Source organism: Sphingobacterium corticis, assembly GCF_042684745.1.
Taxonomy (GTDB): domain Bacteria; phylum Bacteroidota; class Bacteroidia; order Sphingobacteriales; family Sphingobacteriaceae; genus Sphingobacterium; species Sphingobacterium corticis.
In genome coordinates, this window is the sequence record NZ_JBHUMA010000004.1 from 643832 (window position 1) to 657827 (window position 13996).

A 13996-nucleotide genomic window follows, 5' to 3' on the forward strand; every position below is an offset into this window, starting at 1 on the left:
ATTTGTCGCCATGAATATGCCCGATGAAGCGTGGAGCGCATACCTAGAAAGCACATGTGATGAGGAACCTGCGTTACTAAAAAAGATAAATCGGGACACCTATTTGAAAGACACGAAAGCACATATGTTATCGGGTCATTTTCAGGGTAGGGTACTATCTATGTTAAGCAAATTAGTCGCTCCAAAACAGATTTTGGAGATTGGCACATTTACGGGATATGCTACTTTAGCGTTAGCGGAAGGGTTGAAAACAGGTGGTATTATTCATACGATTGACATCAACGAAGAATTACAGGAACGTGTTCAAACGTACTTCGATGCATCGGAGAAACAGGCGCAGATTCAATATCATATTGGCGACGCGATCGACGTAATTCCTAGCATTGTGGGAACATTTGATTTAGTTTTCATTGATGCCGATAAAAAGCGAAACAAAATCTACTATGAAATGGTTATTGACAGGGTTTCTTCTGGCGGACTCATTTTGGTAGATAACGTACTGTGGAAAGGACGTGTTTTGGACGAGAATCCAGACAGCCAAACTCGACAGATTTTAGCATTGAATAATTATTTAGCGGCGGATCAGCGTGTTGACAAGTTGATTTTGCCCATTAGAGACGGGCTTTTTGTATTGCGCAAAAAGTAATGGTTGAACTAAAAAATAAAACATGTCAAAAAATTGGATGAAAGTACTATGCGTACTTTTTCTTATGATAACGATCGGTGGCAGCTATTGCCAAGCTCAGCGCAAATACACGCCGACAAGTTACTTGGAAAAACACAGTAAAGCTGCCAAACAGCTTATGAAAGAAACAGGCGTTCCCGCATCAGTCATTTTAGCCATCGCTATTCACGAAAGTGCCTACGGAAACAGCCGCATAGCTACTTACCTCAACAATCACTTCGGCATAAAAGGTAAAAACAACAGTAGAAAAATCAACTCTGCTTACAAGGGATACGATTCAACATTAGCTTCTTATCGCGATTTTGTAGGTATGCTCCAAAGAAAAAAATCCACGCAACCGTTGTTTATGAAACATGATTCGGAGGATTACCAATCTTGGATCAAAGGAATTGCAAAATCTGGATATTCCACTTCAGGTGATTGGTCGAAAAAAGTATTAGCTACCATCGACCGATATAATCTTGATCAATACGACGAAAAGACTTCATTAAACTAAGTGAAATATACATTTGGGTTGGTTATGCTACTTGGTGTAGCGTTATTTTTTTCTGCTTGTAGCTCGAAAAGAGGAACGGTATTGCGCTCTTCGAAAAACTATCCAAGTAGCACATCAAAAAATACGGAACCCAGCACAAATAATTCCAGACCGAATGTATCTTCAGGCAAAGGCGGCACTAGTAGTGGTAACGCTTACATCGATCGTTATAGATCCATTGCAATAGCGGAAATGAACCAATACGGGATTCCTGCCAGCATCAAGCTTGCGCAGGCCTTGCTCGAATCTGGAAATGGAAACAGTTATTTAGCAAAAGAAGCTAATAATCACTTCGGCATTAAATGCGGAGGCTCTTGGAACGGACGAAGTACAAATCGCCCCGATGATGGTCCGAACGATTGCTTTCGTGTCTACAGCAACCCGGATGACTCCTTCCGAGATCACTCCCAATTTCTGCTACGCAAGCGCTACGAACCACTGTTTGCGTTAAAAAAAGACGATTATAAAGGATGGGCACATGGCTTGAAACAAGCTGGATATGCCACCAATCCGCGTTATGCTTATTTATTGATTGACCTCATTGAGCGTTACCAGCTATATCGTTACGACAGCGAGGAAACTTTTGTCGAGCAAGAAGTTCGTGAACATCAGGTGGAAGATATCATTAAGGTCAAAGAGGTGGTTGAAGAAGAAGTGGCGCCGGAAGAAGTGAAGAAGCCGGTCGCGATGACCATTTATGAAGTCAAGGCGAATGACACGCTATACAACATTGCCCAGCGTTATCAGCTTACCGTACAAGAGCTAATTGACCTGAATGCATTGGACGATGAAAACCTATCTGTTGGACAACTTTTAGTCGTTTCTAAATAGCATCTTTCCAAAAAGATGTTAAATATTAGTTTTCTATTTCTTGAAGACGTAGTTTTACTAAAGTGAGCCTATTACGTTATTATATACCATTCCTTCTCATTGTTATGCCTTTTTTCGTACAGGCGCAAACATCCATTGAAGGTATTATATATGATGAAGAATCTAAAGATCGTTTAGGACGAGTTCAAATCTACAATCCGAGAACTCATCAGCGCGTGTTCAATAACGCAAAAGGAGAATTTCGGATGGATGTTGTAAAAAACGACACTTTAGTCCTTAGCAAAGATGGTTTCTTCAGCGACACCATTGCTGTATCCGACAAACCCATCTTAGTGTTATCTATGTTGCGCGACTTCCGTTACATCCAACCTGTTTCAGTGAGCGCTCGGCGGTCGCCGAGCGATGTTTATGAAGAAGCGCGGCGAGAAAATCGCGATGCATTTTCGTTAGCTGATCCGGGATCGTTGATCAGCGTGGGCCCAACAGGTGCAGGCCTAAGCATTAATGCGATCTACAATTACTTTAGCAAAGAAGGTCGCAATGCACGACGTTTTACTGAGTATTTGCAACAGTTATACGAAGAAAACGTAATCGATTCCGTATTTACACCCGATTTGGTGCGAAATTTGGTAGGACTGGAAGGCGAAAGGTTACAGAACTTTATGATCAGATATCGACCGACGTATGCATTTGTAACGCGAGCAAGTCATTATCAGCTAACGCAATACATAAAAAGTAAATACAATATGTTCAAAATACTGCCAGATTTGCGACCTTTGCCAGAACTACCAAAGGTAGACTTTGATGTTAAACGAAAGAATTAGTCTATGAAACACGTAATTTGCTTTGTTGCGCTGGCAACCTGTTTAGGTTTTGGAGAACTATATGCACAAGATTTAAAGGATCTTCGAGCATTACCAGATACAAGCATTATAGGTAGTAAAAAAAACAGACCATTGAGTATTCGCAACGTCAACGTTCCAATCCCAGAACTTGGTTTATCCGTAGATTATTGGAAACATTGGACAAAAATCGGCTTAAATCTAAATCAAGCGTCTTTTAGTGATAACTGGCGCGATGGTGGTGTTAACTCCGTCGCATGGTCGACAACTGGATGGCACAAATCCGAGTTTAATAAAAACGACTTCAACTTTACGACGGAATTCGACTTTCGTTATGGTGTTTTGTCGAATGATGGGCAGTTAAGCAAGAAAAACATTGACCGTATTTTTTGGGATAATAAATTAGCCTATAAGTTCTCTACCAATTGGTCCATCTTTACATCTTTATTGTTCGAATCAACGTTTTCTCCGGGATACAACTATATTGCCACTGAAACAAATCCACGAGGACGCCAAATCTCTGCATTTATGTCTCCAGGTTATTTAACGGAATCGCTCGGTTTGGAATATAAGCCTGATGAAACATTCTCTTTACGTTTCGGTACAGGTACGGCGCGTCAAACATTTGTTCTAGATGACAGAGTGCGAGAACCGCTTACGGATACATCAGGAAGAGTTCTGGGGCTAAAAGCAGCTTTTGGTGTCGAACCTGGACGCACGATGCGAAGTGAGCTCGGTTTCCAGTTAGTTGCCAACTTGGATCGTAACTTGTCGAAAAACCTAAATCTTAAAGCTCGTTACGCCATGCTTGCAGATTATCAAGAAATATCACGTCCCGATCATAGATTGGATGCTACGTTAACTGCTAAAGTGAGTGGAATAATTAGTGTAACTGCTAATGGGATTCTTTGGTATGACCGTACACGAATCGTTGAAGGAGAAACAAGCGCACGCGTTCAGTACAGTCAGGCGTTATCAATGGGTATTTTATTTGCATTCCCTCGTCAATAACAAACCTTCTACTCCAGTTCTTGTTATAAAACCGTAAAAATAGATAAACGCAAATGAGGATAAAAGGATGGGTTTCGTGCGGAATAATTTCATCGGCAATTATACTTTCGGCATGTTCGAGTAAAAAGAAACAAACCCAACCTCTTTCAACACCAGCAGTTGTCACGGCTGCTAAACCACCATCAACACATCCTGTATATCCTGCGCAAGATTCTATTGTTCGCGACACCGTCGTAGTTATGACACATGGCGGAGTATTGGATGGACCGCAAGAAGGCATATTTCGTCAGTTGCTCACGCCGGAGCAAAAAGCGGAAGAATTATATGCATCGGGGATACAACGTACGGCTGATTTCACACCAACGGTCCATTACGATCTTCGCAAACCTCAATTTGTGATGATTCATCACACCTCACAGAATAGCATCGCGCAAACCATTCGTACCTTCCAACTGGAGCATACGCAAGTGAGTGCGCACTACGTGATTGGGCGCGATGGTCAATTGGTGCAAATGCTCAATGAATATATGCGCGCGTGGCACGCTGGCGCGGGAAAATGGGGAAACATCACGGATATGAACTCCGTTTCCATAGGAATAGAATTAGACAACAATGGTCGCGAGCCATTCCCGGACGCACAGATAAATACTTTATTGGTTCTATTAAACAGCCTAAAGAGCAAATACCGCATTCCAACAGTCAACTTCATTGGCCATTCGGATTATGCTCCGGGACGCAAAGACGATCCGAGCACCTTTTTCCCTTGGCAGGTATTGGCCGAACGCGGTTTTGGCATTTGGCATAACGAAAGCTTCCTAGCTCCTCCTCCACCAACATTCAATAGCACAGACGCATTACGCATCATCGGGTATGACACATCGAATTTACGCACGGCAATTCGAGCATTTAAAAAGAAGTTCATTCGCACCGATGTTTCGCCCGAACTTACCCCATACGATGTGATGGTGCTTTACGATCTTTATCGTAAATATTATTAAAGGTTACGCTTCGGTCTTTTGGTGAACTTGTGGCTCTCGATGATGGTTGCGATACAATTCAGGACGAAATTTGAAAATCGGCGTCATCCAATACAACAACACCACGCGAGAATATCGATAGTTGAAGGGAGCCAAAAGGATTACCGCTGCCGCAGCAACTGAAAGATAAAGCCATGGAGATTCGGCATTTCCTGTCAGAATATACGTTGCAACGCAAGCTGTAACCAATTGTGCTACAACAAAAACATAGCTTACATACATAGCGACATAGAAATAGCCGGGCTCTTTTTCGAACTGTAAATCGCAGTGTGGACAAACCGGACGCATTTGTCGCGCAGTGAAACTCAAAATCGGCCCTTCAAACATGTTTCCACGTCTGCAACGTGGACATTTACAGTGCCATGCGCTGGATAAAACTCCTGGGTAACTTTTTTCTTCTGACGCTTTCATAACGTAACGCGCTTTAGTTGATGAACGCAAAGTGCGTTCGAGCTTGATTCTGCAAAGATACCAAATATCGAGGTGAAAAACCATTTTGTTGCATCGCTCAAGAACACAGCAAAAGAATTAAAAAAACCAATAACAACACTAAAAAAAGCTTAAAAACAGCAAATAAACAAAAAACAACACCTAACAACCGACAAATACACCTTAAAATAGGCATAAATCCTATTTTTATCCAAAAATTAATATAAAAACAATTATTTATGCATATAAATTAGTAAATATTAAAAGTTTAACTATATTTACATCATATTATTTAAGAAAAATAACAAAAAAAACTAACTAACCACCATATTAACAACATGCTTAGTCGAAAAAACTAGCAAAAACTGAGAGTTCAACCAAAAATTGAACTCTTTTTGTTAAAGGACACCTATCATTTATTTCGGCAAAACGTCCCTTGGCTTGATCGGTAAGGTTTTTGTACATTCGTAGCAAATAAAGAAAACGCGTGGATATACAAGAGATTATTGGCAAATACGCCGCTACCGAACAGCTGACTAATCTTGCAACTGCAATTGTTAAAAAGAATCCAAAAATCCATGCCAAAGGATTGATAGGATCATCGGATGCTGTGATAGCCAGTAGTCTGTACCACATGCAGCAACGCCCCTTCGTATTTATTTTACCAACGCACGAAGACGCTTCCTTCTTCTTAGCAGATTTGGAAAGCCTTTTTGACAAACAAATCCTTTTCTTTCCGTCTTCGTTTCGAAAAGCGTACGATTTTACGCAATTAGATGGTACGCACGTTTTGCAACGTGCCGAAACGCTGAGTTCATTACATCATACCTCAGAACTTCCTAAAATTGTTGTTAGTTATCCAGAAGCGATTGCCGAAAAAGTAATTAATCGGGACGATTTGGAGAAAAACACGCTTGAAATTCGCGTCAACACGAAACTGAGCATCGATTTCATCAACGAGTTTCTCTATGAATACGATTTCGAACGCGTTGATTTCGTTTACGAACCTGGGCAATTTGCTATTCGCGGCGGAATCGTCGACATATTCTCATATTCCAATGATCTACCGTACCGCGTAGAATTTTTTGGAGATGAAATTGAAACGATCCGAACTTTCGACATTGAGAGCCAAGTTTCCGTTAAGAAAATCAACTCCGTAACCATTGTTCCAAATGTGCAAGCCAAGTTTTTAACGAATAATCATATTTCCTTATTGGAATATATTGCTAAAGATGCTGTCATTTGGATTAAAGATGTACAATTTACGTTAGATATCCTTCGCGATGGTTACCAAAAAGCAGCCCAATTTTGGAAAGCGCTATCGGAAGATGATATCAAGAATAACCCGGAATGGATCGATCCACGTTTTACTTTTTCGGATGAAAAGAATGTAAATGCGATGCTTTTTGAGTTTCCTGTCATAGAGTTTGGAAAGCAATTTTTTTACAATCCCGACCTGACAATACAGTTCGATACACACCCGCAGCCATCTTTCAATAAAGATTTCAGCTTGTTGATCCACAATTTCAAAGAAAACGAACAGAAAAAAATTAGCAATCTAATATTTTCCGATTCCAATAAGCAAGTGGAGCGCATTTACGCCATTTTAGATGACTTAGATAAATCCGTAACATTTACACCTATTTACAAAGCGCTTCGAGAAGGTTTTCGTGACGACACCATACGTACAGCCTGCTACACCGATCACCAAATTTTTGATCGTTATTATAAGTATAAACGTAAAAAAGGTTACGAGCGCTCACAAGCGATTACGCTGAAAGATTTACGCGATCTGAAACCAGGCGATTACATCACCCACATCGATCACGGCGTGGGAAAATATGCCGGATTAGAAAAGGTGGAAGTGAATGGAAAAACGCAGGAAATGATTCGCCTAATCTATGCCGACAACGATCTTTTGTACGTAAATATCAACTCGCTGAATCGTATATCCAAGTATTCTGGAAAAGAGGGCACGCTTCCAAAAATGAACAAATTGGGAACGGACACTTGGGAAAAACTGAAAAAGACCACCAAGAAAAAGGTCAAAGATATTGCGCGAGATTTAATAAAACTTTACGCGAAGCGAAAAGCACAAACCGGAAATGCCTTTAGTCCGGATACGTACCTACAAAAGGAATTAGAAGCATCTTTTATATATGAAGATACGCCCGATCAAGAAAAATCTACGGCGGATGTAAAACGAGACATGGAATCGCCACATCCAATGGACCGTCTAGTTTGTGGTGATGTGGGTTTTGGCAAAACAGAGGTAGCGATTCGCGCTGCATTCAAAGCGGTAGCAGATAGCAAGCAGGTGGCTGTTTTGGTACCAACAACCATCTTGGCATTACAGCATTACCGCACATTTTCAGAACGTTTGAAGGGACTACCGGCAAATATTGACTACATCAACCGTTTTAAAACCAGCAAACAAATCAAAGAAACCTTACAGCGTTTGGCTGAAGGAAAAGTCGACATTATCGTTGGAACGCATCGCCTAGTAAGCAAAGATGTGAAGTTTAAGGACTTGGGACTGATGATTATCGACGAAGAACAAAAGTTTGGCGTTTCGGTAAAAGAAAAATTAAAGCACATGCGCGCCAACGTGGATTCGTTAACACTGACCGCAACACCAATCCCAAGAACATTACATTTCTCTTTAATGGGTGCGCGCGATTTGAGTATCATTTCCACACCACCACCAAATCGTCAACCTGTACAAACAGAATTACATGTGTTCAATGAACCTTTGATCCAAGAAGCGGTTTCTTATGAAATAGACCGCGGCGGACAGGTGTTTTTCATCCATAATCGCGTGGCCGACTTGAAACAACTCGGTTTACTAATCCAAAAGCTGGTGCCAAACGCACGCGTCGGTGTTGCACACGGACAATTGGAAGGCGACGATTTGGAAGATGTGATGCTGAAATTCATCAATCACGATTACGATGTATTGATCGCGACCACCATTATTGAAGCCGGTTTGGACATCCCAAATGCCAACACCATTATCATCAACCAAGCGCACATGTTTGGGCTGAGCGATTTACACCAAATGCGCGGGCGCGTGGGTCGATCTAACAAAAAAGCTTTTTGTTATTTATTAAGTCCACCTTTAGCAACTTTAACTAACGAAGCTTACAAACGGCTTTCTGCCATCGAAGAATTCTCGGAACTAGGATCCGGCTTTAATGTGGCAATGCGCGATTTGGATATCCGCGGCTCCGGAAATTTATTGGGCGCGGAGCAATCCGGCTTTATCGCAGAAATAGGCTTTGAAATGTACAATAAGATTTTGGACGAAGCCGTTCAAGAGCTAAAGGATGATGAGTTCGGCGAATTGTTTGCTGATGAGCAAAACCGAAGTTATGTTTCCTTTACGCAGGTAGATACCGATTTAGAAGTGTTGATTCCAGACGAATACGTGACCAACATTTCGGAGCGATATAATTTATACACGGAATTGTCGCGGCTACAAAGCGAAGAGGAACTGGATCGATTTGCAAAGAACTTAGAAGATCGATTTGGACCTGTCCCGCCACCAGTTTTTCAACTTTTTGACACGTTGCGCTTGCAGTGGTTAGGCAAAGAAATTGGCTTAGAAAAAATCACCTACAAAAAGGATGTTTTAAAAGGCTTCTTTATTTCCAATGCAAAATCCAGCTATTTTGAATCCGATCAGTTTGGCCATGTATTAAGCTTCGTACAAAAACATCCAAGTATTAGCAACCTAAAAGAAGTAAAAGGACAATTGCGTATTGCGATTAATGGTGTTAATTCTATTACGTATGCACTGAGTTTGTTAAGAGAGATGCAAAAATAGAAAACGTATTTGGTGCGTGCAGACTGGTTTACAGATACGGCAACCGCCTATAAAGGAAAATGTATTTATTACATGCATACCGGCTTTTCTAGTATTTATGAACATGAGTTCGAATACGCTTTTGAAAATAGCATGCTAAAAACTTCCGTGTACTTCGACAATTCCCTATCTACGAGCAGTCGCTTAACTATGTATCAGCTCGTTCCCGCATCGGTAATTAATTCACTCTTTAATCGAGCAATTCTTCCCGCTATAGACGAGAAAATTCGCTTGATTGTTGACGTAGAAGTAACCAAAATTGAACACGTTGGTTCCACATTTTAAGCACACACGGTAGTCCCAAAACATTTAAGAAATAATAATTGCAAGTAGCTCGATTGCTAACAAAACTTCCAGTTACTTATAAACGAGGACAGTTTTTTAAAGATGTTATTTCTTTACGCTTCGTTTTTACCCAAGAAAAGCAACTGCACTTTTCTTTGAGGAAACAAATTTCGGAAACACGTTCTCTGTATTTCCATGAGATCGAAGATGCGCAAAAAACTACTTTATTTCACGAGTAAGAAACTCAAGATTTTCGGTAATCTCTTCTATATCCCAATCCCACCAAGCCATGTCCAACGACTCTTTGATTCGCTCATCTGAAAACCTTTTCCTGATCAGCTTAGCAGGATTACCGCCGACAACACTATAAGGTTCCACATCTTTTACAACCGTCGAATTCGTAGAAATAATAGCGCCATTTCCAATTTTAACACCCGGCATTATGGTCGCATTATACCCAATCCACACGTCATTTTCCACAATTGTATCTCCTTTGTGAGGCAAGTCTTTATTATCAGGTGCTGATTTAATCCAATCCTCCCCGAAAATGTAAAACGGATAAGCAGTTATCCCGTCCATTTTATGATTCGCGCCGTTCATGATAAACTTTACATCGGACGCGATCATGCAAAATTTACCGATGATCAAGCGATCACCGATAAAATCAAAATGATATTTAACGTTCCTTTCAAAATTTTCAACGTTTTCGAAATCGTCACAATACGTATAATCGCCAACAATGATATTAGGATTTTTTATAATATTTTTCAGAAAACATAATCGATCGTAGTTCGGCAATGGAAATGCGTTATTCTTATCAGGAATGTTCATTTAAAAACTAATATCAGTCAACGAAACCTACCAACGTCCGCTTGCTCCGCCGCCGCCAAAACTTCCTCCACCAAAGCCTCCGAAGCCGCCACCGCCGCCAAAGCCACCTCCGAAACCTCCTCCGGAGTTTCCTCGACCGCTGCCGCCGCGTCCCATCTGATTTAACAATGTCCACCAAAACAAGTCCGACGCGCCACGACCGCCCATCATCTTGCCACCGCCACCACCTCCTCCTTTAGAAGAAATGATGGATACGACCACGATGATGATAAAAATAATAACAATGATCGGCACACCGCCTTTACCGGAACGACCTTCCTTTTTTGGATCCGCTTTATATTCGCCCTTGCTATGCGCGATTAATGCATCAACACCATCACTTATTCCCTGCGCATAATTGGCAGTACGAAACGCGGGTTTAATTTCATTCTCTATGATTCGGTAAGCAATAGCATCGGGAACAGCGCCTTCAAGTCCATATCCGGTACGGATCGTTACCGCACGATCATCTAAGGCAACTAGGAGAAGAATTCCGTTGTTATATTTTTTATTACCAACGCCCCAATGTTGCGCCAGCCTATCGCCATAATCTGCAATATCGTACTCGCCAGTCGAACGCATCACAACGACAGCAATTTGCACGGATGTAGAATCCTCGAATTGCAACAACTTCTCTTCTAAAGCGCGTGCTTCCGATTTACTCAATGCTCCTACATAATCGCTCACCAAGGTTTTCGGCTGCGCCGGAAAATCCTGCGCAGCCGAAAAGTTTATCCATGAGAATGCCAGCAACAGCGTAAACGCGAAAATGCTTTTGGCCTTTGCCACCAAAAGCATAGCTTTAGTTTTCTCCAAAATGTATATCATCCGGTAATTCATTTACATCATCCTGCCCTTTCGGGAAATAAGCGCTCAATTGCTCTCCCGCTTCCGTTACACCTGCAATTAATCCCTCTACTACGTTACCTTCTTTGAAATGCTCCAACATATGTGAAGAGACAGTTTCCCAAAAATCATCAGAAACCTTGGCATGGATACCCGAATCTCCGATAATAGCATACGCATGATCATCGTGTGCCAAGTAAATAAGCACTCCATTCCGCAATTGCGTATGTCCCATTTTGAGCTTATCGAAATAATGAGTTGCGCGATCTATTGCCGATACACCCTTCAGTTTTCTCTCCAAAACCAATCGAATTTCTCCAGAAGTATGACTTTCGGCTAGACTAATTGCCTGCACAATCCGATCCTGCTCTTGTTGCGTAAAGATTTCCATAGCGTTTTATTGATCGCTGAAGCTTCCAAAATTTGCAAAAGCTTCCACTGAAATCATTTAAAATGAAACTGTTGGTGCTTTATCCGAACCTTCTGCTGCTTTAAAAGTTCCTTTGGCTTTAAAACCAAACATTCCTGCCATCATGTTATTTGGAAAGCTACGAACAGTGGTATTGAAATCCTGAACCGCTTCGTTATAAGCACGACGTTCCACCGAAATGCGGTTTTCTGTTCCTTCTAATTGCGCTTGCAGTTCACGGAAATTCTGATTGGCTTTCAAGTCAGGATAAGCTTCTACGCTAACCAACAATCTTCCGATCGACTGCGAGAAAGCATCTTGCGTCTGCTGAAAATTTGCGATTTCTTCTTCCGAAAGATTGGACGGATCCACAGAAACCTGCGTTGCTTTCGCACGTGCCTCCACAACAGCTTGCAATGTGCTTTGTTCATGATCAGCAGCTCCTTTTACCGTAGACACCAAATTCGGAATCAAATCAGCACGGCGTTGATACGCATTTTCTACTTGCGCCCATTTTCCTTTCACATTTTCATCTTTGGAAACCATCGTATTGTAACCACAAGAACTTAAAAAGGCTGCTGTGAACATGCCCACAACAGCAAGAAGTAATAATCTTTTCATCTGTATATATTCCATTTCGTTATGGATAAATATACAAAATTCAAGTGAGATTTCCCGAAAATATCCGCGCAGCGATACTCCGCAGATTCCTTATCTTTGCAACGAGATTTGGGATAAAAACCCAACAAATAACGCATGCAAAAAGAGATAGAATTAGCCGTTAGTCCTGATTTGATTAACGACGAACTGGCGATTAAACGTTTAGGAGCAAAAAAACTTCGTATTGCCGAAGATAGAATCGGCGGAATCCACATTCGGAAAAGATCGATCGATGGACGTAGCCGACAAGTTGTTTACCGCCTTCGCGTGATTTTTTACATTGACGAATCGCCATCCCCATTTGTTTACACCTCAGCCCTTCAAAATGTTCGCGGGGCAAAACCTGTCATTATTATTGGTGCAGGTCCGGCCGGATTGTTTGCTGCGTACCGATGTTTGGAAAAAGGCTTAAAACCAATCGTTCTAGAACGCGGAAAAGCCGTTCAGGATCGTCGACGTGATTTAGCGCGCATCAACCGCGAAGGTATCGTCAATCCGGAATCGAATTATTGCTTTGGGGAAGGCGGAGCTGGAACTTATTCCGACGGGAAACTTTATACGCGATCCGATAAGCGCGGCGATGTACAGAAAGTGCTTTCCATCTTCGTGGAACATGGCGCCGACGAAGATATCCTAGTGAATGCACGTCCACATATTGGCACCAACAAGCTTCCGCATATTATTCAGCTGATGCGCGAGCGCATTATCGAACAAGGTGGAGAAGTGCATTTTGACACAAAGCTGGTGGATATCACGAGCTCTTCCGGACGTGCTACAGGTGTGAAATTAGCTAATGGCTCTTCCATTGAAGCGACCGATATTATTTTGGCTACAGGACATTCAGCTCGCGATATCTTCTATTTATTTCGGGAGAAGGGCTGGTTGCTAGAAGCGAAGCCATTTGCTTTAGGCGTTCGTATTGAACATCCGCAATATATTATTGACAGCGCACAGTATCATTGTAAAGAACGCCATGAAAACCTTCCGCCAGCTTATTACAGTTTGGTGGAGCAAGTCGATGGGCGCGGCGTATTTTCGTTTTGTATGTGTCCTGGTGGAATTATTGCACCGTGCGCCACCGATCAAAATGAAATCGTAGTCAACGGATGGTCGCCATCCAAGCGCAATAATCCGCACGCAAATTCGGGAACCGTAACACAAATCAACTTGGAAGATATTCCAGCCGCCTTAGAAAACCCATTTGCCTTGTTGGAGTTTCAGCAAGCAGTGGAGCAAAAAGCATTTTTGGCCGGCGGCGGTGCTTTGGTCGCTCCCGCGCAGCGGATGGTGGATTTTGTTGAAGGACGTTTGTCGAACGATCTTCCTGTTCATTCGTATAAGCCTGGAACGAAATCGGTCGAGCTACAGGACGTTTTACCCGATTTTGTACATCGCGCGTTGAAAGGTGCCTTACCGAAATTCGGACAAAAGATGCGTGGCTATTATACCAATGAAGCGATTTTGGTCGGCGTAGAATCCAGAACATCTTCCCCGTTGCGTATTCCTAGAAATAAAGAAACATTTCAACATCCGCAAGTTGCTGGTTTATACCCGTGTGCTGAAGGCGCAGGCTACGCAGGCGGCATTGTTTCAGCCGCTATTGACGGCATGAACTGCGTTGACGCCATTAAATAGGCGATATTTTTTGAAAAAAAATATTGACAAATATCGGTGGAAATATTACCTTTGTT

The 13996-nt window shown here is 42.0% G+C and carries 14 protein-coding genes; 9 read left to right on the plus strand and 5 right to left on the minus strand.

The features are described from left to right. The first annotated feature begins 10 nt into the window (after positions 1–10). The 6 genes from ACFSQ3_RS04085 to ACFSQ3_RS04110 all read left to right on the plus strand — a co-directional run bounded on the left by ACFSQ3_RS04085 (position 11) and on the right by ACFSQ3_RS04110 (position 4902). Positions 11–646 carry an O-methyltransferase gene (locus tag ACFSQ3_RS04085; RefSeq protein WP_380867746.1) on the plus strand — a complete coding sequence of 212 codons (636 nt, stop codon included), beginning with the start codon at positions 11–13 and terminating at the stop codon, positions 644–646. A gap of 22 nt (positions 647–668) precedes the next feature. Then, positions 669–1181, plus strand: a complete 513-nt coding sequence (locus ACFSQ3_RS04090) for a glucosaminidase domain-containing protein (RefSeq protein WP_380867748.1) — start codon at positions 669–671, stop codon at positions 1179–1181. Next, positions 1182–2051 carry a glucosaminidase domain-containing protein gene (locus ACFSQ3_RS04095; protein WP_380867750.1) on the plus strand — a complete coding sequence of 290 codons (870 nt, stop codon included), beginning with the start codon at positions 1182–1184 and terminating at the stop codon, positions 2049–2051. 104 nt (positions 2052–2155) lie between these two features. Then, on the plus strand, positions 2156–2875 hold the full coding sequence (locus ACFSQ3_RS04100; RefSeq protein WP_380867752.1) for a hypothetical protein: 720 nt from the start codon (positions 2156–2158) through the stop codon (positions 2873–2875). Between the two features lie 3 nt (positions 2876–2878). Then, positions 2879–3904 carry a DUF3078 domain-containing protein gene (locus ACFSQ3_RS04105; protein WP_380867754.1) on the plus strand — a complete coding sequence of 342 codons (1026 nt, stop codon included), beginning with the start codon at positions 2879–2881 and terminating at the stop codon, positions 3902–3904. Positions 3905–3957: 53 nt separating this feature from the next. Continuing rightward, positions 3958–4902: an N-acetylmuramoyl-L-alanine amidase gene (locus ACFSQ3_RS04110; RefSeq protein ID WP_380867756.1), complete on the plus strand. Its 945-nt coding sequence runs from the start codon at positions 3958–3960 to the stop codon at positions 4900–4902. A gap of 3 nt (positions 4903–4905) precedes the next feature. On the opposite strand, the gene ACFSQ3_RS04115 is transcribed toward ACFSQ3_RS04110, so the two are convergent. Then, positions 4906–5352 carry a DUF983 domain-containing protein gene (locus tag ACFSQ3_RS04115; protein ID WP_380867759.1) on the minus strand — a complete coding sequence of 149 codons (447 nt, stop codon included), beginning with the start codon at positions 5350–5352 and terminating at the stop codon, positions 4906–4908. Positions 5353–5857: 505 nt separating this feature from the next. Between ACFSQ3_RS04115 and mfd the strand changes: the two genes are divergently transcribed. After that, the gene (gene mfd, locus ACFSQ3_RS04120) at positions 5858–9196 is read left to right on the plus strand and encodes a transcription-repair coupling factor (RefSeq protein ID WP_380867761.1); all 3339 of its coding nucleotides are present in this window, start codon (positions 5858–5860) and stop codon (positions 9194–9196) included. 12 nt (positions 9197–9208) lie between these two features. Then, positions 9209–9520, plus strand: coding sequence for a hypothetical protein (locus ACFSQ3_RS04125; protein ID WP_380867762.1), 312 nt, complete (start codon positions 9209–9211; stop codon positions 9518–9520). A 219-nt stretch (positions 9521–9739) separates the two neighbouring features. Here the strand turns inward: ACFSQ3_RS04125 and ACFSQ3_RS04130 are convergent, their stop codons facing one another. From ACFSQ3_RS04130 to ACFSQ3_RS04145, 4 genes are read right to left on the minus strand one after another with little or no spacing between them, the layout of a single operon-like run. After that, positions 9740–10351 (minus strand): CatB-related O-acetyltransferase, encoded by a 612-nt coding sequence (locus ACFSQ3_RS04130; protein WP_380867764.1) that lies wholly within the window; start codon positions 10349–10351, stop codon positions 9740–9742. A 27-nt stretch (positions 10352–10378) separates the two neighbouring features. Continuing rightward, complete coding sequence (locus ACFSQ3_RS04135; protein ID WP_380867766.1) at positions 10379–11218, minus strand: TPM domain-containing protein; 840 nt, start codon at positions 11216–11218, stop codon at positions 10379–10381. Next, positions 11193–11627, minus strand: a complete 435-nt coding sequence (locus ACFSQ3_RS04140; protein WP_380867767.1) for a TPM domain-containing protein — start codon at positions 11625–11627, stop codon at positions 11193–11195. The genes ACFSQ3_RS04135 and ACFSQ3_RS04140 overlap by 26 nt, the downstream gene beginning before the upstream one ends. A 57-nt stretch (positions 11628–11684) precedes the next feature. Next, on the minus strand, positions 11685–12266 hold the full coding sequence (locus tag ACFSQ3_RS04145) for a LemA family protein (RefSeq protein WP_380867770.1): 582 nt from the start codon (positions 12264–12266) through the stop codon (positions 11685–11687). Between the two features lie 135 nt (positions 12267–12401). Here ACFSQ3_RS04145 and ACFSQ3_RS04150 point away from each other — a divergent pair, with 135 nt between their 5' ends. Next, entirely contained in the window at positions 12402–13940 is a 1539-nt protein-coding gene (locus ACFSQ3_RS04150; RefSeq protein ID WP_380867772.1) for an NAD(P)/FAD-dependent oxidoreductase, read from the plus strand. Positions 13941–13996 lie beyond the last annotated feature (56 nt).

What these genes read in the sequence shown, in the direction of transcription:
- ACFSQ3_RS04150 (WP_380867772.1), top strand. Translation starts at nt 12,402, where the DNA reads ATGCAAAAAGAGATAGAATTAGCCGTTAGTCCTGATTTGATTAACGAC.
- ACFSQ3_RS04130 (WP_380867764.1), bottom strand. Translation starts at nt 10,351, where the DNA reads ATGAACATTCCTGATAAGAATAACGCATTTCCATTGCCGAACTACGAT.
- ACFSQ3_RS04140 (WP_380867767.1), bottom strand. Translation starts at nt 11,627, where the DNA reads ATGGAAATCTTTACGCAACAAGAGCAGGATCGGATTGTGCAGGCAATT.
- ACFSQ3_RS04145 (WP_380867770.1), bottom strand. Translation starts at nt 12,266, where the DNA reads ATGAAAAGATTATTACTTCTTGCTGTTGTGGGCATGTTCACAGCAGCC.
- ACFSQ3_RS04110 (WP_380867756.1), top strand. Translation starts at nt 3,958, where the DNA reads ATGAGGATAAAAGGATGGGTTTCGTGCGGAATAATTTCATCGGCAATT.
- ACFSQ3_RS04085 (WP_380867746.1), top strand. Translation starts at nt 11, where the DNA reads ATGAATATGCCCGATGAAGCGTGGAGCGCATACCTAGAAAGCACATGT.
- ACFSQ3_RS04100 (WP_380867752.1), top strand. Translation starts at nt 2,156, where the DNA reads ATGCCTTTTTTCGTACAGGCGCAAACATCCATTGAAGGTATTATATAT.
- ACFSQ3_RS04115 (WP_380867759.1), bottom strand. Translation starts at nt 5,352, where the DNA reads ATGAAAGCGTCAGAAGAAAAAAGTTACCCAGGAGTTTTATCCAGCGCA.
- ACFSQ3_RS04135 (WP_380867766.1), bottom strand. Translation starts at nt 11,218, where the DNA reads ATGATATACATTTTGGAGAAAACTAAAGCTATGCTTTTGGTGGCAAAG.
- ACFSQ3_RS04090 (WP_380867748.1), top strand. Translation starts at nt 669, where the DNA reads ATGTCAAAAAATTGGATGAAAGTACTATGCGTACTTTTTCTTATGATA.
- ACFSQ3_RS04105 (WP_380867754.1), top strand. Translation starts at nt 2,879, where the DNA reads ATGAAACACGTAATTTGCTTTGTTGCGCTGGCAACCTGTTTAGGTTTT.